Consider the following 18674-nt stretch of genomic DNA (forward strand, 5'->3'; position numbering starts at 1 on the left):
CCGACAGCCAAACAGCCACACGGGGCATCGCTGCGCTCGGCCCACACCGCCCGGGCGCAAGCGCCGCGCGCTGCGCAGACTGGGCCGAGCGCAGCAATGCCCCGAGTGGGTGTCCGCTTGCGGGTTCCCTTCAGGATGCGCCGAGGAGCGCAGGTTTTGGCGGATGAGGGCTCGCGTCTGTTTGAGTGACGCGAAGCGGCGCGAGTTTAGCGAGACCCCGACAAAACTGAGCACCGCAGGTTGCCCGCAGCGAAGCGAAGGGACGCAGCCTGTAGGGTCGCTTGTTCTTGGCTTACTTTCTTTTGGCGAGGCAAAAGAAAGTGAGTCGCCCGCCGGGGCGAGACCCGGCCTCCGCCCTCGCCATGGGCGCACCAAAAACTATCAAAACCATAGCTGCTAGCGCTTGCTGTATAAGCGCTATCGGCCAAAATCACCCAGAAATTCGCTCCAACAACATCGCATCCCCATAACTAAAAAACCGGTACTCCTGCGCAATCGCATGGCGGTACAACGCCATCACCCGCTCATACCCCGCAAACGCGCTCACCAGCATCATCAGCGTGCTCTTGGGCAGATGGAAGTTGGTCAGCAGCACATCCACCACCTGAAAGCGAAAGCCCGGCGTGATGAAGATATTGGTGTCGCCACTCGCCTGGCCCGAGCGCGCCCAGGATTCGAGCGTGCGCACCGTCGTTGTGCCCACGGCCACCACGCGCCCGCCGCGCTGGCGGCAGCGCTCCAGCGCGGCCAGGGTGGCCAGGGGCACCTCGTACCACTCGCTGTGCATCTGGTGCTCGGCCAGGTTTTCGGTCTTGACGGGCTGGAAGGTGCCCGCGCCGACATGCAACGTGACGCTGGCACGCTCGATGCCGCGCGCTGCCAGGTCGGCCAGCACGGCGTCGTCAAAGTGCAGCGCCGCTGTGGGCGCGGCCACGGCGCCGGGGGCGCGGGCAAATACCGTCTGGTAGCGCTGGCTGTCCTCGGCGGCGTCGGGGTCGTGGTCGGTGTTCTGATTGCGCTCGATGTAGGGCGGCAGCGGCAGGTGGCCGTGGCGCTCCATCAGCTCCCAGGGGCTCTCGCCGGCCGGGCCGTGCAGTGCAAAGCGGAACAGCGGGCCGTCTTCATGAGGCCAACGGCCCAGCAAGGTGGCGTCGAAGCCGCCGCCCTGGCGCCCGCCGGCCATGTGCACGGTGCTGCCGCTCTGGGGCTTCTTGCTGACTTTCATGTGCGCCACCACCTCGTGACCGGTGAGCACACGTTCGATCAGGAGTTCGAGCTTGCCGCCGCTGGCTTTCTCGCCAAAGATGCGCGCCTTGACGACGCGGGTGTCGTTGAACACCAGCAGGTCGCCCTCGCGCAGCAGGCCGGGCAGCTCGCGAAAGATGCGGTCCACGGGCTGCATGGCGCGGCCGTCAAGCAGGCGCGAGGCGCTGCGTTCCGGGGCGGGGTGCTGGGCAATCAGTGCGGGGGGCAGCGAAAAATCAAAATCGCTGAGGGTAAAAGTGCGGGCGCTGCCGCCGGGGTGATCGATCATGGAGCTTGAGGACCGGACGGGTCCGTGCCAAGAAAAGGGGGAGGTGAGGGAGGCGCCGATTTTCCCACGCCCACGCCTACGCCCACGGTGACGGTGACGCGAGAAAGGCAAGTCGGAGGTAAAGCCACACAACCGGCCATGCATTGCGCGGTGTGGTGCCTGGGCTGACAATGCCGCCTTGCATTGACGCATCTGAACGCCCGGCCACTCGAACACAACACCTATCTGCCTCTATGGAAACTTTTGTCTGGGATCAGAACCTGCTCACCGGCCTGCCCCTGGTGGACCAGCAGCACCACGCGCTGGTGGACCTTTTCAATGAACTCAGCAGCTCGTTTTTTCTGGCGGAAGGTAACCGCGAGGTGGTGCTTGCCGATACCTTCCGGCGGCTGGAAGCCTATACCCGCGAGCATTTCAGCGACGAAGAGGCCCTCATGCATTCCGAGGGGGTGGACGCGCGCCACATCGCGGTGCACCACGCCCTGCATGAGCAGTTTGTGGCGCAGGTCAACACGATGTGGGGGCGGCGCTCCGACATGGGTGATCCGGCGGAGACCTTTGTCGGGTTTCTGACGGCGTGGCTGGGTTTGCATATTCTGGGCATCGACCAGTCGCTGGCACGCCAGATCAACCTGATACGCCAGGGGGTTGCCCCGGCCGATGCCTTCGAGCGCGAGGGGGCGGCGCAAGACCACGGCACGCAGGCCCTGATCAAGATGATTGGCAATCTTTACCATGTGCTGTCCCGGCAGAACGCCGATCTGGCGCGGGCCAACCTGCACCTGGAAGACCGCGTGGCCCAGCGCACCGCAGAGTTGGCCCAGACCAATGAAGAACTGAAGCTGGCCAATGTTCGGCTGGAAGCCTTCTCGCGCACCGACGGGCTGCTGCAGCTGGCAAACCGCGCGTATTTCGACACCCGGCTGGCAGAAGCCTGTGCGACCGCTTTTCGGCGCGAGCAACCGCTGGGGCTGCTGATGATCGATGTGGACTATTTCAAGCGCTACAACGACAGCTACGGCCACCAGGCTGGCGATGCGTGCCTGCAGGCGGTGGCTGCTGCAGTGCAGGGTGCCATGCTGCGCGCCAGCGATCTGGTGGCCCGGTATGGCGGTGAGGAACTGGCCGTGATCTTGCCCGATACCGACGCCGCCGGCACCGCCGCCGTGGCTGCACGGGTGGTGGCTGCGGTGGCAGCGCTGGGGCTGGCCCACAAGGCCTCGGGCGTCGCTACGCATGTCTCGGTCAGCGTGGGGGCGGTAAGCGGCATTCCGGCGCAGCGCGATGCCAGTGCACCCCTGGTGGCCCAGGCCGATGCGGCGCTTTACCGGGCCAAGGAGCAGGGGCGCAATCGCTGGGTTATGGCGGAATCGGCCTGACGCGACCGATCAGTGCGTGAGGGCACAAGGGCGCCCGCGCCCAGCTCGCCGTTCGCACTGTTCTCACGCCGGCCACGCCATTCAAACCGGTGATGCGCGCACGATGACCTGCGATTGCAGTCGGTGCACGTCGGTCGCCCGGGCCAGTGCGGTGCCTGGAACCAGCAGCGCGGCAGCGCCCGCCGCCATGCCCCAGCGAAGGGCATCAGGCGGGGGGGCGCCGCGGTCCAGTGACCAGACCAGCGCGGCCAGAAAGCAGTCGCCCGCACCCGTGGTTCCCCTGGCCGCGGACACGTCAAGGGCTGGCGCCTGCCACACCCCATCGCGCGTGGCCAGCACGGCGCCTTGCGCCCCCAGCGATAGCGCAACCATCTCTGTCTGGCCAGAGTGCACCAGCGCTTGCGCGGCCGCGCACTGGTCCGCGGGGTGTTCCAACGGCTGCCGCAGCACCTCGCGCAATTCGCGCAGGCTGGGCTTGATCAGGGTGGTGCCGGCTTGCAGCGCAGCGGCCAGTGGCAGGCCAAACGTATCCACCACCAGGCGCGTGCCGCGTGCGCGGGAGCAGGGGGCAAGCCGGGCATAAAAATCATCCGGCACGCCGGGCGGCAGGCTGCCGCTGGCAATCAGCCAGCGCGGGGCCACGGTGAGTGTGGTCAGGGCATCCAGGCACGCCTGCCATTCCGCAGTCTGCAGAGTGGGGCCGGGCAGCACGAAGCGAAATTCCTGGCCGGTGGCAGTTTCGACGACCGAAAAATTTTCCCGGGTATCGCCCGCAATGGGGCGGATGTCGGCGGCCACACCTTCGTCTGCCAACAACTGGCGCACTTGCGCGCCCGCGGCCCCCCCCGCCAGGGCCCAGGCCTGCACATCGCTGCCCAGCCGGTGCAGCACGCGGGCCACATTGATGCCGCCACCGCCTGCAAACCGTTGCGCAGGGCCGCAGCGCAGCTTGTGCGTGGGCTCCACGCGTTCGATGGTGGTGGCCAGGTCGAGCGCGGGGTTGAGGGAGAGGGTGATCAGTGCGGGCACGGGCAGCATTCGGGTGGGGCAAACAGTTGGGCGCGAACCTACCAGACCTGCTCGGAAAAACCCGACCACAGCTCGTTCATGTCGGGGAAATTCCATTGGCCGGGGTCTTCCCGCGCCACGATTTTCTCGGTGGCGCCGGGCGCGGCCAGGTTCACCAGCTCGGCTGGAATGCGCAGGTCGGATTTGGTCGAAAAGAAGACTTTGACGACCGGGGTGGTGAGCGCTGCAGGGGCCTGCTCTACCACCACGCCCAGGCGACCAGAAGTCAGCCGCACCAGCGAGCCCACCGGGTAGATGCCAATGCTTTTGACGAACGCCTGGAACAGCCGGGGGTCGAAGTGGTCGTTGGTCCAGTCGGCCATGCGGCGCAGCGACTCGGCGGGGTCCCAGCCGCGCTTGTAAGGTCGGTCGGAGGTGATGGCGTCGTACACGTCGCAGATGGCCGTCATGCGGGCGATCACGCTGATGCCATCGCCCTTGAGCTTGTCGGGGTAGCCCGATCCATCCACCTTCTCGTGGTGGTGCAGGCAGGCGTCCAGCACGGCTTCGGGGATATTGCCACCCTCTTTGAGCATGTGAAAGCCTTCCACCGGGTGGCTGCGGACCACGGTGAATTCCTGGTCTGTGAGCTTGCCCGGCTTGTTGAGCACCTTCAGGGGAATGGCGGCCTTGCCCAGGTCATGCATCAGACCGGCCAAACCGGCCAGCCGCTGCTGGTCTTCCTTGAGCTTGAGCTGTTTGGCCAGGGCGATCATGAGCGCGCACACGGCCACCGAATGCATATAGGTGTAATCGTCCGCCGTTTTCAGGCGCGCCAGACTGATCAACGCGCCTGGGTTGCGGGTGACGGAATCGGAGATTTCCTCTACCAGGCTTTGCAACCCCACCGAATCCACCGCACGGCCCATGCGTGCCTCATTGAACAAGGAGACCACTGCCTGCTTTGACTTCACGCAGATGGAGGCCGCCATCTGGAGCTCACTTTGCATGTTCGCAGGCTGTCGGTTGCGCTTGGGCGGTGGCGGCGGGGTCGGCAGGGTGACATGGATGGGGGGCAGATCCTCCAGCAGGCTGAAGTCGGTCTCGATCTGCTCATCGACCTGTTCGCGGGACATCGAGGCGGTGCCGATGGCCACATCCACACCCTTGTCGGTATCGATCCAGCATTCGCGAATGGCGGTGGCCTGGATGCGGGCCAGGTCGTCAGGGTCCTGGAGCAGGAATTTGGCGCGCCAGAAGGGATGCTCCATCCACGAGCCGCAAAACTCGTGCAGGTACATGCCAAGGGTGAGGTGCTGGATGGGGATACGCTTGAGCATGACGAAAGCACTGCGTTCGAAAGAACACCGTAACAAGGTGTGAGCAAAGACAACCATGGTAGCCTTTTTGGCCTGTCATCGTCTCTTGCTCTTCTGTCTCTTTTCCCTTCATGCCCGCAGCCCCAAAAATCGTTCCCCGAGCGGCCGCTCCGGCACCTGCCCTGTCGGCTGCCAAGGGCGGGGCCTCCGTGGCGCAAAAGGCGCTGCAAAAGCTGGGGCTGCGCCGCGACATTGACCTGGCCCTGCACCTGCCCCTGCGCTACGAGGATGAAACCCGCATCACCCCGCTGGCCAACGCGCGCGACGGGCAGATGGTGCAGATCGAAGCCACGGTGACGGCCAGCGAGATTCAGCTACGCCCGCGTCGTCAGTTGCTGGTGCAGGTGGAGGACGACACCGGCAGTTGCGAGCTGCGCTTCTTCAGCTTCTACCCCTCGCACCAGAAAACCCTGGCGGTGGGCGCGCGCCTGCGCATCCGGGGCGAGGTCAAGGGCGGCTTCTGGGGGCGGCAGATGATGCACCCGGCGTTCCGCGTGGCGGGCGGCGAGCTGCCTGCGGCGTTGACGCCTGTCTACCCCACCACCGCCGGTCTGCCCCAGCCCTACCTGCGCCGGGCCGTGGTGGGCGCGCTGAGCCGGGTGGACCTGTCGGACACCCTGCCGTCCGGCTGCGAGCCGCCGGTGACGCAGGTTTATAGCCAAAATGGCCTGCAGCGCTTATTCAGCCTGCGCGAGGCGCTCACTTTTTTGCACCACCCCACGCCCGATGTGGCGCTGTCCACGCTGGAAGACCACAGCCACCCCGCGTGGCAGCGCCTGAAAGCCGAGGAGCTGCTGGCCCAGCAGCTGTCGCAGCAGCAGTCGCGCCGCGCACGCGACATGCTGCGTGCGCCCGTGTTGCGCGCCCAAAAAGCCGCCGATGGTGCTTTGCCGCTGCACGAGCAACTCATGGCCGTGCTGCCCTTCAGCCTCACCTCCGCCCAGCGCCGCGTGGGCGAAGAAATTGCCGCCGACCTGGCCCGCGCCGTGCCCATGCACCGCCTGCTGCAGGGTGATGTGGGCTCGGGCAAAACCGTGGTCTCGGCCCTGGCCGCGTGCCTGGCCATGGACGCCGGCTGGCAGTGCGCGCTGATGGCGCCCACCGAAATCCTGGCCGAGCAGCACTTTGCCAAGATGATCGGCTGGCTCGAACCCCTGCTGGCCGCACGCGGCCGCCGTGTGGCCTGGCTGGTGGGCGGGCAAAAAAAGAAAGAACGCACCGCCATGCTGGCGCTGGTGGCGAGCGGCGAAGCCGCCCTGGTGGTGGGCACCCACGCCGTCATCCAGGAGCAGGTGCAGTTCAAGAACCTGGCGCTGGCCATCATCGACGAGCAGCACCGCTTTGGCGTGGCGCAGCGGCTGGCACTGCGGCAAAAGCTGGCTGCGGGCGTCGCCGCCGGGCCACCCCAAGGCGACACAGCCCCCTCGGGGGGCAGCGACCCGCGCAGCGGCGGAGCGTGGGGGCCTGTGGTCGCTATGGAACCGCACATGCTCATGATGAGTGCTACGCCCATCCCGCGCACGCTGGCCATGAGCTACTACGCCGACCTGGATGTGTCGGTCATCGACGAGTTGCCCCCAGGGCGCACGCCCATCGTCACCAAGCTCATCGCCGACAGCCGCAAGGACGAGGTGATTGCGCGCATCGGCGCGCAGGTGGCGGCTGGGCGGCAGGTGTACTGGGTGTGCCCGCTGATCGAAGAGAGCGAGGCGCTCGACCTTTCCAACGCCACGGCCACCCATGCCGATTTGAGCGAGGCCTTGCCCGGCGTGATGGTCGGCCTGTTGCACTCGCGCATGCCCACGGCCGAGAAGAAGGCCGTGATGGCGCTCTTCACCAGCGGCCAGATGGGCGTGCTGGTCAGCACCACGGTGATCGAGGTGGGCGTGGACGTGCCCAATGCCTCGCTCATGGTGATTGAGCACGCAGAGCGCTTTGGCCTGTCGCAGCTGCACCAGTTGCGCGGCCGGGTCGGGCGGGGCGCGGCCGCTTCGGCCTGCGTGCTGCTGTATGCCACCAACGACAGCGGGCGTGTGGGCGAGACGGCGAAAGAGCGCCTGCGCGCCATGGCCGAGACCAACGACGGCTTCGAGATCGCCCGGCGTGACCTCGAAATCCGCGGGCCGGGCGAGTTTCTGGGGGCGCGCCAGTCGGGCGATGCACTGCTGCGCTTTGCCGACCTGGCCACCGACACCCACCTGCTCGAATGGGCGCGCGAACTGGCCCCGCAGATGCTGGACCGCCACCCCGAGTTGGCTGCCCGGCATGTGGCGCGCTGGTTGGGTGGAAAATCAGACTATCTCAAGGCATGAGACGCTGCGATCAACACTGACGCGGCCTGTTGGAACACACCATGACCCTCACCGAACTCAAGTACATCGTCGCCGTGGCACGGGAGAAGCACTTCGGCCATGCGGCCGATGCCTGCTATGTCTCGCAACCCACCCTGTCGGTGGCTATCAAGAAGCTGGAAGAAGAGCTGGATGTGAAGCTCTTCGAGCGCAGCGCGGGCGAGGTAACGGTGACGCCGCTGGGCGAAGAGATCGTGCGCCAGGCGCAAAGCGTGCTGGAGCAGGCGGCGGCCATCAAGGAGATTGCCAAGCGCGGCAAAGACCCGCTGGCCGGGCCGCTCACGCTGGGGGTGATCTACACCATCGGGCCCTATCTGCTGCCCGATCTGGTGCGCCAGGCCATCAAGCGATCGCCCCAGATGCCGCTGATGCTGCAAGAGAATTTCACCGTCAAGTTGCTGGAGATGCTGCGCACCGGCGAGATCGATTGCGCCATTCTGGCCGAGCCTTTTCCGGATACCGGGCTGGCCATGGCGCCGCTGTACGACGAGCCTTTCATGGCGGCGGTGCCCAGCACGCACCCGCTGGCCACGCAAAAATCCATCACGGCAGCCGAGCTCAAGAGCGAGACCATGCTGCTGCTGGGCGCGGGCCACTGTTTTCGCGACCATGTGCTGGAGGTCTGCCCAGAATTTGCGCGCTTTGCCAGCAACGCCGAGGGCATTCGCAAGTCGTTCGAAGGCTCGTCACTGGAGACCATCAAGCACATGGTGGCCGCCGGCATGGGGGTGACGCTGGTGCCGCGCCTGTCGGTGCCGCGCGATGCGCTGCTGACTGTGTCGCGCCGGCGCAAGAGTGACGAGACCTACATCCGCTACCTGCCCATCCGCGAGGAAGACGGCAGCCCGCCGCCCACGCGCCGCGTGGTGCTGGCCTGGCGGCGCAGTTTCACGCGCTACGAAGCCATTGCCGCGCTGCGCAACGCCATTTATGCCTGCGAGCTGCCGGGCGTCACGCGGCTGTCATGACCTGATGCGACCGTGCATCGGGCATCGGCGTTGCGACAGGTATTGAACGGCGGTTGTACCGTGGGCGCACGGTTTCCTGCGCTACAGTGGGCCATTGCGCTGCAGGCCGGTTTCCCGGCGCCCGCAGCCGTTGTTTAACCCGCCCTTTCCAGGAGAAATGACATGGCCAAAGCTTCCAGCAAAACCTCGGCACCCACCATCAACATCGGCATCAGCGAGAAAGACCGCGCAGCCATCGCCCAGGGCCTGTCGCGCCTGCTGGCCGATACCTACACGCTGTACCTCACCACCCACAACTTCCACTGGAACGTGACGGGCCCGATGTTCAACACGCTGCACACCATGTTCATGACGCAGTACACCGAGCTATGGAATGCGGTGGACCCGATTGCCGAGCGCATTCGCTCGCTGGGCCATGTGGCGCCGGGCTCGTATGCCGATTTTGGCAAGCTCGCCAGCGTGCCCGACGCACCCAGCAAGCCCCCCAAGGCGCTGGACATGGTGCGCGTGCTGGTCGAGGGCCATGAAGCCGTGGCACGCACCGCGCGCAGCCTGTTCTCGTTGGTCGACAAGGCCAGCGACGAGCCCACGGCCGACCTGCTGACCCAGCGCCTGACGGTGCATGAGCAGGCCGCGTGGATGTTGCGCTCTTTGCTGGAAGACTGATTCCCTTCGCTGGATCATGGGGCGTGTCTGCTGCCGGCGCTCATTTCTGGCAGTGGACCTTCACCGTGGCGCCGTGACCTGGCCAGACACACACCATGCCCTCTACCAGCCAGCACGGCCCGGGTGCAGAGCTTGAAATCAAGCTGGCCCTGCCCACGGCCGACCCCGCTAGCCTGGCCCGTCAACTGGCGCGTTTGCCAGCGCTGGCGCGCCGCAAGCCCGTGCGCAAGCAGGTGGACAACATCTACTTCGACACACCCGCGCAGGCCTTGCGCGCCCAACGCATGGCCCTGCGCCTGCGCCGGGTGGGCGGGGATGACGCGCCGCAGTGGCTGCAAACCTTCAAGACCAGCGACGGCGGTGATTCCGCACTGAGCCTGCGTGGTGAGTGGGAGGTGCCGGTGCCGGGGCCCGCGCTGGTGCAGGCCGCTTTGCAGGCCGCGCCCCCCTGGCAACGCCTGGACCCCGAGGGCGCGGTGTTTGCCGCGCTGCAGCCGTGCTTTGCCACGGCATTTGAACGCACGGCCTGGACGGTGCGCCGGCGCGATGGCAGTGTGATCGAGGTGGCACTGGACCTGGGGCAGATCACCAGCGGACAGCGCAGCGTGCCGATTTGCGAGCTGGAGCTGGAGCTGCTGGCGGGTGCGCCCACCGCGCTGTTCGATCTGGCGCGGCACATCGCGCTGCACATCGCCGTGCTGCCGCTGGCGGCCAGCAAGGCGCAGCGCGGCCACGCGCTGCGCGATGGCACGCTGGACACCCCCCTGCGCGCTCGCCCGCAGCCACTGGGCGGCGACGTCGCCTGGCACCACATGGTGCAGCCCGTGCTGGGCGAGATGTTTGCCCAGTTCACCGCCAACCTGAACGCTTTGCGCCATTGCGATGATCCGGAACTGGTGCACCAGGCCCGGGTGGGCTGGCGGCGCTTTCGCGGCGCCGTGCGCCTGTTCAAGCCTGCCGTGCCCGCGCAGGCGTTGCCCTCGTGGCAGGGGCTGCAACCCCTGCTGACCGCGCTGGGCGAGTTGCGCGACCTGGATGTGGCGTGTACCCAGACCCTGCCCGCGCTGCAAAACGCCTTTGTGGCCGAGTGCGCCGAGCGAATGCAGGCTTGGCAGGCCATGGAGCTGGCGTTTCGCCACGCCGCGGTGCAGCAGCGCCGGGCGGTGCGCCATGCGTTGCAGGCGCCGGCGGTGGGCTCCGACTTGCTGGCCATCACCCTGTGGCTGGACGACATGTCCCGGCCGCAGGCCTGGGGCGACAGCCCGGGTTTGCCCGGAAAAACCGTGCGCCGCTGGGTGCGCCAGCGTATCCAGCGGCTGCATGCGCAATGGAAAAAGGCGCTGCGCGACAGCACCCACGCCGAAAGCCAGCACCGCGCGCGCATTCTGGCCAAGCGCCTGCGCTACAACATCGAGGCCTTGTGCCCGCTCTTGCCCGCCCGCACGCAACGCTGGCTGCAGCAGGCCAGCGGTGTGCAGGCGGGGATTGGCGCATCACGCGATCTGTTGCAGGCCGGTGTGCTGGCCCAGCGGCTGGCAGTGGACCGGGGCATTGTGGCGTTTCTGCGCGGCTATGCCGCCGGCCGGGCGGGTGTGCCCTGGGCATCGCAGCTGCCGGGTAGCGTATAAAGCGCCTTTTCCTGGCAAGCCCGCCAGCGCGTTCGGGTGGCTGCGCTCGCCGCTTTCCTCTGCCGTCCTTTCGTCGCCCGCTCTCGTTTGTTTTCCGTTGGTTTCAGCATGACTCCTTCCCCGCGCAGCCGCTTTTCCCTGTACCTTGACCTGATCCGCTGGAATCGGCCTGCCGGCTGGTTGGTGTTGATCTGGCCCACGCTCAGCGCGCTGTGGGTGGCAGCAGGCGGGTTTCCCGGCTGGCATCTGCTGGCGGTGTTTGTGCTGGGCACCATCCTGATGCGCAGCGCCGGTTGCTGCATCAACGACGTGGCCGACCGCGACTTTGACCGCCACGTCAAGCGCACGGCGCAGCGGCCCATCACCTCGGGCCAGGTCTCGGTCAAGGAAGCGCTGGCGCTGGGCGCGGTGCTGGCCCTTGTTTCGCTCGGGCTGGTGCTCACCACCAACTGGGCAGCGGTGGCCTGGTCGGTTCCCGCGCTGCTGGTGACCATTCTTTATCCGTTCACCAAGCGCTTTTTTGCCATGCCGCAGGCGGTGCTGGGCATTGCCTTCAACTTCGGCATCGTGATTGCGTTTGCCGCCGTGCGGGGCGAAGTGCCGGACACGGCCTGGCTGCTGTGGCTGGGCAACCTGTTTTGGGTGCTGGCCTACGACACCGAATACGCCATGGTGGACCGCGATGATGACCTGAAGATCGGCATGAAAACCTCGGCCATCACGCTCGGGCGTTTTGATGTGGCGGCCATTGTGGTGTTCTACCTGTTATTTTTGGGTTTTTGGGTGCTAGCGCTTATCCCGCTTGCGCTAGGTGCTATTTTTTATATAGCAATTGCCCTGGCGCTGGCCCAGGTAGGGTGGCACTGGTGGCTGATCCGCACACGCACGCGAGAGGGGTGTTTTCGCGCGTTTCGCATGAACCACTGGGTGGGGTTCACGCTGTTTGCCGGCATTGTGGGCAGCAGCCTGGTGCGCTGATGGCCGCACTTGCCATGCTTGGCGGGCTTTTGGCGAGCTAATTGTGTTTTGTCCTACAACGGGCCATGGCACTTGTCCCGATGATCCAGGGCTCGGTGTGCTGCCTGGGGTCATCCCGCTGCGCCTAAGGCCTTTCGGCATGGTGCTGCACCCCATTGGCAGCCGATGATTTCATTTCTTGCGGGCTCCTGTCCAGGACAGGGGCAAGCTCATCTGGTGATTTATGCGAATCCTATACGTCGAGGACAACCGTGAGTTGCGCGAGACGATTGGCATGCTCATGGAGGCGGAAGGCCGGACAGTGACTTCATGCGCCACGGCCGAAGAAGCACTGAAACTGGATGCGCAGCAGGGTTTCGATCTGCTGGTGTCCGATGTCAGCCTGCCGGGCATGTCCGGAACCGAACTTGCCCGCCAGCTGCTGGCCGAAGATCCTGGGCGGCGGGTGGTGCTGTGCTCGGGCTACCCGCTGGGTGGCTATCCCGACGCCTGGGGCCCCAACGTGCGCACCTTGCTCAAGCCGTTTGAGCTAGAAGAACTTGAGCAATTGCTCGGCTCCATCCAGCAAGCCGTGGCACGGTCGGACGCCTGACGCTTTTGTGGGTTTTTCTGAGCGCAGAACCCGCTTTCACTGCGGCTCAGGTGTTCGACCACTTTTCTGCCGCTGGTGACACCCGGGGTAACTCCACCAAAAAGCGTGTTGTGCCGTCTTGCGAGTGCACATCGATACGGCCCCCGTGCGCCCGAACGACCTGATGGGCAATGAACAACCCCAACCCCAGCCCCTGGTGGCGGCCCGGTGCGCGGTCGCGGCCCCGAAAAGGGTCGAAGAGGTGCGGCAGCAGTTCTGGCGCGATGGTGCCGCCGTTGGAGACCGCCACCGTCACCACGCGCGCCTGGGTGCCATCCACGGCCACCCGCACGGGCTGGTCGGGGGCGCCGTGGTGGATCGCGTTGCCGACAATATTGGTGGCCACCTGGCACAGGCGCTCACTGTCCCATACACCCGCCATATCGCCCTGCAGCACGGATTCGATGTTGCGGTCGGGGAAGCTCGTCTGCACTTCGTCCAGCGTGCGCTGCACAATGGATTGCATGTCGGCACGCCCCAGTTGCAGCGCCAAACCACCGGCGTGGCGGATGCGGGTCACATCCAGCAGGTCTTCGATCATGCGGCCCATGCGCTGGCTGCTGCTCAGCACCCGGTCAGCAAGGACGGCGACCCGGTCGGTGTCGGGCTGCCGCTTGAGCACCGTGGCCGCAGCGCTGATGGACATGAGCGGGGTGCGCAGGTCGTGGCTGAGCACGGCCGTGAACATTTCATTGACGCGCAGCGCCGCCGTGCGTTCCTCCAGTTCGCGCGCCTGTGCCTGCTTGCGGCGCTGCAACTCGAAGAAAACGTTGGCCTTGTTGATCAGCATGTGGGGATCAATGGGCTTGTAAAGAAAGTCCACCGCGCCACTTTCGTAGCCCCGAAACTGCCAGTTGTGTTCGCGCGATCCCGCCGTGATGAAGATCAGCGGAATATGCCGCGTGCGCTCGCTACCGCGAATGAGCTCAGCCAGCTCGAACCCGCTCATCTCAGGCATCTGCACATCCAGCAAGGCCAGCGCCACATCGGAGTGGGTCAGTAACAGTTCCAGGGCCTCGGGCCCCGACTGTGCCTTGAGGATTTCAAGCCCGTCACGCTGCAACAGCGCTTCCAGAGCGATCAGGTTTTCCGGAACGTCATCGACAAGCAGGCATTTGATGCAGTCGGTAGATGGCATGGGACGTTTCAACGATAGAGGGCGTGTGGAGGTGGAAACTGCCGGCATCACAGCAAGCAATTTTCATGCAGATGGGCCAGCAGGTCGGCAATACCTGCGGGTGGCAAGACATGGTGGACCGCAACGCGTGCCAGGGCGGCATGGGGCATGGCAGGCATGGAAGCGCTGGCGGGGTCCTGCACCACGACCAGCCCGCCTGCGGCGGCAATGGCCTGCAGGCCGCGTGCGCCATCTTCATTGGCACCCGACAGCAAAATGCCCAGCAGGCGCTCACCATACTGGTCGGCTGCGGACTCGAACAGAACGTCGATCGAGGGGCGCGAAAAATGCACGGGCGCATCCACCGACAACGCGAGCCTCGGCCCGGCGTCCACCAGCAGGTGGTAGTCCGGCGGCGCAAAGTACACCGTGCCCGGAGCAATTGCATCCTTGTCGTGCGCCTCCTTCAGGGGTAGGCCGCAGCGGTGGCGGAAGATCTCTGCCAGCAGGCTGGGCCGGTCGCGCGGCAGGTGCATCACCACCAACACCGCCGCGCGCAGGGTGGCAGGCAGGGCAGGCAACATGTACAACAGCGCGTCGATGCCACCGGACGAGCCGCCCACCACGATGGCGTCGTAGCCCGCTGAGGGGGGCCGAGCCTGGGGTGATTGCAAAGAAGTCGGCATCACAGGCCCGCCTTCTTCCGGTAGATGCGGTTTTCCGAAACAAAGTCATCAAACGCTTCCGTGTGCGTAGAAAACCTCAACGACTCTTTGGAGCCCAGGCCCAGGAACCCCCGGTGGCACAGCGCGTCGCGAAACAGCCCGAGCGCGCGGTTCTGGAGCTCGCGGTCAAAATAGATCAGTACATTGCGGCACGACACAAGGTGCATCTCGGCAAACACGCTGTCGGTGGCCAGGCTGTGGTCCGAGAACACCATGTGCTCACGCAGGGATTTGTCAAAAACCACCCGCCCGTAGCGCGCGGTGTAGTAGCTGGACAGCGAGCCGCGCCCACCGGAGCGGGCATGGTTCTCGGTGAAAGCTGCGATACGCGCCATGTCGAACACGCCGGATTCGGCCGCGCGCAGGGCATGCGGGTTGATGTCGGTGGCATAGATCAGCGTGCGGTCCAGCAGCCCTTCTTCCTGTAGCAGGATGGCCAGCGAATAAACCTCTTCGCCAGTGCTGCAGCCTGCCACCCACACCCTTAGCGAAGGGTAGGTGCGCAGCAGCGGCACCACCTCGTCACGCAGCGCGCGAAAGTAGCTGGGGTCGCGAAACATGTCGCTGACCTGGACCGTGAGGTATTCCAGCAGCGCCGGGAATACGGTGGGGTCGTGCAGCACGCGGTCTTGCAGTTGCGACAGTGTCTTGCAGTCAAAATGCAACAGCGCCGAGCCCAGGCGCCGCTTGAGCGACGCCTGGGCATACCCCCGAAAGTCGTAGTGGTAGCGGTGAAAAATCGCGTCGATCAGCAGGCGCTGCTCGATGTCGGCGATGCGCGCTTTCTTCTGGTACGGCATAGGTGCTGGCGGGCTGGGGGGCGGTGCCTGGCTATTTGGGCATCCACACTCGCACCAGCGACAGGAGCTTTTCCACGTCCAGAGGCTTGGGGATGTAGTCGTTGGCACCGGCGGCCAGGCACTTTTCCTGGTCGTCCTTCATGGCCTTGGCTGTGAGCGCAATGATGGGCAGGCGGCGCCATTCGGGGCGGTTGCGGATCTCGCGCATGGCGGTGTAGCCGTCCATCTCGGGCATCATGATATCCATCAGCACCAGGTCGATCACCGGGCTGTCCGCATTGCCCGCGCGCGCCAGCTTGTCCAGCGCTTCACGCCCGTTGCGGGCAATTTCGACCCGAATGCCTGTGGGTTCCAGGATGCTGGAGAGCGCAAATACATTGCGCACATCGTCCTCCACCACCAATACGGTGCGGCCTTCCAGTGCCGACTCGCGGTTGCGCGCGGTCTGAAGCATCTGGCGGTGCTCAGCCGACAAATCAGACTCCACCTGGTGCAAAAACAACGTGACCTCGTCCAGCAGTCGCTCTGGTGAGCGAGCGTCCTTGATGATGATGGACTTGGAGAACCGAAGCAGCTTTTGCTCTTCATCGCGCGACAGGGCGCCGCCGGTGTAAACGATCACGGGCGGAAACGACACCCCGTCCTGCTCGGTCATCTGCTGCAGCAGCTCGTAGCCATTCAGGTCGGGCAGGTTCAGGTCCATCACCATGCAGTCGAACGTGGAGCCGCGCAGGTGATTGAGCGCGGCGGCGGCGGTGCCGGCGCCCACAATTTCCACATCCTCGCTGCTGAGCAGGTGCCGCACGCTCTCGCGCTGGCGCTCGTCGTCTTCCACCACCAGCACGCGGCGCAGGTGCTGGGTGAATTTGGCTTCCAGCCGCTGCAGGGCCTGCACCAGCTCTTCGCGTTTGACGGGCTTGAGCGCATAGCCAATCGCGCCTCGTCCCATGGCCTCCTGGGAATAGTCGGCCACCGACACCACATGCACCGGGATGTGGCGGGTAGCGGGGTTGCGCTTGAGCTGGTCGAGCACACCCAGGCCCGAAAAATCGGGCAGATTCACATCCAGCACAATGGCGCTGGGCAGGCTTTGCGCTGCAAAAGCCAGGCCGTCGGCCGCGTTGTAGGCCAGATGGCATTCAAAGTCCATCTCACGGGCGAGGTCGCACAGGATCTGGGCAAAACGCTTGTCGTCCTCGATCACCAGAATGCTGCGCGGCCCGGCGCGAACCGGGACAGGCTGGGCCACGGCAGCGATGGCGGAAGCTGAAGAGCCTGCGGGAACAGGCGCAGGCTGTCCCGCAGTGGGCCCTGTCTGGACGGTCGACGGTGTGCCGGAGGGCGCTTCGGGCGTTGCCGAGTCGAGAGGCGCCACAGCGCGGGGCTCCGCCGGTTGCTGCGGCACGAGTCGCATAGGCACCATGAGCGTGAAAACACTGCCTTCGCCGGGCACGCTGTGCACCGTAAGGGTGCCTCCCAGAAGGTGCGCCAGATCCCGTGATATCGACAGGCCCAGCCCCGTGCCGCCGTATTTGCGGTGGGTGCTGCCATCGGCTTGGCGGAAGGCTTCAAAAATCAGGGCTTGTTGGTGGGGGGGGATGCCGATGCCGGTGTCCTTCACTGCGAACGACAGCGTGTCGTCGGGGTTGCGCGACACATGCAGTGCCACGGCGCCCTTGTCGGTGAACTTGAGCGCGTTGGACAGCAGGTTCTTGAGCACCTGGCCCAGGCGCTGTGGGTCGGTTTCGAAGCCGGCAGGTGCGTCGGGCGCCACGGTGGTGGTGAGCTCCAGGCCTTTTTCCTGCGCCACTGGGCGCAACGGGTCAACCAGCGCCTGCAGCGTCCGGGCGATGTTAACGGGTTCTACCTCTACGGTGGCTTGTCCGGATTCGATCTTCGCCAGGTCCAGGATGTCGTTGATCAGCGCCAGCAGGTCGTTGCCCGCGGCGTAGATCGTCTGCGCAAACTTCACCTGCTCGGGGCTCAGGTTGCCGGGCTTGTTGTCGGCCAGCAGCTTGGCCAGGATGAGTGTGGAGTTCAGCGGCGTGCGCAGTTCGTGGCTCATATTGGCCAGAAATTCGCTTTTGTATTGGCTGGCCAAAGCCAGTTCGCGGGCCTTGTCCGTCATGGCGCTTTGGGCGCGCAGCAGCTGCTCGCGCTGGTGTTCCAGCTGTTGGGTTTGCGCTTCCAGGTTGGCATTGGTCTGTTCCAGCTCGGTCTGCTGGACTTCCATTTGCGCTTGCGACTCTTGAAGGATGCGGCTTTGCTGTTCCAGCTCTTCGTTGTTGACGCGCAGCTCTTCCTGTTGGGTCTGCAGTTCTTCGGACTGGCGTTGGGTTTCTTCCAGCAGCTCTTGCAGGCGGTTGCGGTCGATACCCGAGCGTATGGCCACGGCCAGCATCTCGGATGCACGCTCCAGCAGGCTGCGCTCGGCGTCGCTCACGGGGCGATAAAAGCCCAGCTCTATAACGGCAAACACTTCGCCGTTTTCCACGGCTGGCGCAATCAGCAGCTGGGTGGGGCTGGCCTGCCCGGTGCTGGATGAGACCGGCAGGTAGCCGGGCGGTACATCGCGCACGTCCAGCAGCTGGCGCGCGCGCGCGGCTTGCCCCACCAAACCTTCGTCGCTCAGAAGCTTTTGCGCCAGGCGCTCGCGTGGCAAGGCATAGCCGCCGAACAGCGTAAAGCCGCCGTTGCGGTCCGCCACATACCCGGCACCCACCTGGGCCCTGAGGTAGGTGGCCAGGTATCCGAGTGCCAGCTGGCCCACATCTTCCAGCCGGTGGTCGCCCTGGATGCGCTGGCCCAGGCCGGTAAGCCCTGCGGACACCCAGGACTGCTGGCTCTTGGCTCGGTATTCGCGCGCCGTGATGGCGGCTGACAGACAGATCAGCGCCAGCAGCACCATTGAGCCACCCGCCGAGTACAGGTTGGAGTTGCTCGCGGCGTTGACCCACTCCTGACGCCGCTCGGCCAGTTGCTGGTTTTGCTGGACGCGCAAGCTTTCTGCAACGTCGCGCATCCGGTCCATGATGCTTTTGCCGGCTCCGGAATGCACCAGTCCCATTGCACCCACCGCATCACCGTTTTTGCGCAGCGCCAGAGCTTCATTGAGTTCGCGCAGCTTCAGCTGGGTCAGCTCTTCCAGTTGCACCACCAGTTGCTGGTGGGCAGGGTCGCTTCTTGAGCTGAATTCGAGTTCGGCCAGGTGCTTGGAGAGTGTCGTCACTGCCTGTTGATAGGGCTGCAGGTAGGCCATGTCTCCGGTCAGGAGGTAGCCACGCTGGCTGCTCTCTGCATCCCTGACCGCCGCGTTGAAAAAATTGAGCTGTCGCATCGCCAGGGAGGTGAGGTCCATGGCGTGCACGGCATCGGAGCGCGTCTCGGCGGACCGGAAATTGACGATGGCGATGACGAGGGTGGCGAGGGCCGCCACCACAAAACCTGCCACCAGCGCGCGAGGAATGGCGAAACGCGAGGCGGCCTGGGGGCTCGAAGAACGGGGCATGC

The 18674-nt window shown here is 65.4% G+C and carries 14 protein-coding genes; 7 read left to right on the forward strand and 7 right to left on the reverse strand.

The features are described 5' to 3' along the window. Positions 1 to 430: 430 nt before the first annotated feature. The gene (gene queA, locus B7Y64_RS12860; protein WP_291324923.1) at positions 431 to 1534 is read right to left on the reverse strand and encodes a tRNA preQ1(34) S-adenosylmethionine ribosyltransferase-isomerase QueA; all 1104 of its coding nucleotides are present in this window, start codon (positions 1532 to 1534) and stop codon (positions 431 to 433) included. A 233-nt stretch (positions 1535 to 1767) separates the two neighbouring features. On the opposite strand from queA, the gene B7Y64_RS12865 reads away from it, so the two are divergent. Next, positions 1768 to 2913, forward strand: a complete 1146-nt coding sequence (locus B7Y64_RS12865; protein WP_291324922.1) for a diguanylate cyclase — start codon at positions 1768 to 1770, stop codon at positions 2911 to 2913. 81 nt (positions 2914 to 2994) lie between these two features. Here B7Y64_RS12865 and B7Y64_RS12870 read toward each other — a convergent pair whose 3' ends face one another. After that, positions 2995 to 3942 carry a 1-phosphofructokinase family hexose kinase gene (locus B7Y64_RS12870; protein ID WP_291324921.1) on the reverse strand — a complete coding sequence of 316 codons (948 nt, stop codon included), beginning with the start codon at positions 3940 to 3942 and terminating at the stop codon, positions 2995 to 2997. Between the two features lie 38 nt (positions 3943 to 3980). Continuing rightward, on the reverse strand, positions 3981 to 5261 hold the full coding sequence (locus B7Y64_RS12875; protein WP_291329068.1) for an HD-GYP domain-containing protein: 1281 nt from the start codon (positions 5259 to 5261) through the stop codon (positions 3981 to 3983). 110 nt (positions 5262 to 5371) lie between these two features. Here B7Y64_RS12875 and recG point away from each other — a divergent pair, with 110 nt between their 5' ends. The 6 genes from recG (at position 5372) to B7Y64_RS12905 (ending at position 12483) form a co-directional block, all read left to right on the forward strand. Beyond that, entirely contained in the window at positions 5372 to 7612 is a 2241-nt protein-coding gene (recG, locus tag B7Y64_RS12880; protein ID WP_291323972.1) for an ATP-dependent DNA helicase RecG, read from the forward strand. Between the two features lie 41 nt (positions 7613 to 7653). Continuing rightward, complete coding sequence (locus B7Y64_RS12885) at positions 7654 to 8619, forward strand: LysR substrate-binding domain-containing protein (protein ID WP_092698021.1); 966 nt, start codon at positions 7654 to 7656, stop codon at positions 8617 to 8619. 162 nt (positions 8620 to 8781) lie between these two features. After that, positions 8782 to 9285, forward strand: a complete 504-nt coding sequence (locus B7Y64_RS12890) for a Dps family protein (RefSeq protein ID WP_092698020.1) — start codon at positions 8782 to 8784, stop codon at positions 9283 to 9285. Between the two features lie 95 nt (positions 9286 to 9380). Then, a complete protein-coding gene (locus B7Y64_RS12895; RefSeq protein WP_291323971.1) occupies positions 9381 to 10913 on the forward strand; it encodes a CYTH and CHAD domain-containing protein in 1533 nt (510 codons plus the stop codon). Positions 10914 to 11021: 108 nt separating this feature from the next. Further along, positions 11022 to 11891 (forward strand): 4-hydroxybenzoate octaprenyltransferase, encoded by an 870-nt coding sequence (gene ubiA / locus B7Y64_RS12900; RefSeq protein ID WP_024813843.1) that lies wholly within the window; start codon positions 11022 to 11024, stop codon positions 11889 to 11891. Between the two features lie 223 nt (positions 11892 to 12114). Next, the gene (locus B7Y64_RS12905) at positions 12115 to 12483 is read left to right on the forward strand and encodes a response regulator (protein WP_024813844.1); all 369 of its coding nucleotides are present in this window, start codon (positions 12115 to 12117) and stop codon (positions 12481 to 12483) included. A gap of 46 nt (positions 12484 to 12529) precedes the next feature. Here the strand turns inward: B7Y64_RS12905 and B7Y64_RS12910 are convergent, their stop codons facing one another. The 4 genes from B7Y64_RS12910 to B7Y64_RS12925 are packed head-to-tail and all read right to left on the reverse strand — an operon-like array spanning position 12530 to position 18672. Beyond that, entirely contained in the window at positions 12530 to 13660 is a 1131-nt protein-coding gene (locus tag B7Y64_RS12910) for a hybrid sensor histidine kinase/response regulator (RefSeq protein ID WP_291323970.1), read from the reverse strand. A 47-nt stretch (positions 13661 to 13707) separates the two neighbouring features. Continuing rightward, positions 13708 to 14325, reverse strand: coding sequence for a chemotaxis protein CheB (locus tag B7Y64_RS12915; RefSeq protein ID WP_024813846.1), 618 nt, complete (start codon positions 14323 to 14325; stop codon positions 13708 to 13710). Further along, positions 14325 to 15164, reverse strand: a complete 840-nt coding sequence (locus tag B7Y64_RS12920; RefSeq protein WP_024813847.1) for a CheR family methyltransferase — start codon at positions 15162 to 15164, stop codon at positions 14325 to 14327. The genes B7Y64_RS12915 and B7Y64_RS12920 overlap by 1 nt, the downstream gene beginning before the upstream one ends. 31 nt (positions 15165 to 15195) lie before the next feature. Further along, entirely contained in the window at positions 15196 to 18672 is a 3477-nt protein-coding gene (locus tag B7Y64_RS12925) for a response regulator (RefSeq protein WP_291323969.1), read from the reverse strand. Between the last annotated feature and the right edge of the window lie 2 nt (positions 18673 to 18674).

The sequence above is a fragment of the Acidovorax sp. 35-64-16 genome (assembly GCF_002281195.1).
Classification (GTDB): Bacteria; Pseudomonadota; Gammaproteobacteria; order Burkholderiales; family Burkholderiaceae_C; genus Acidovorax; species Acidovorax defluvii.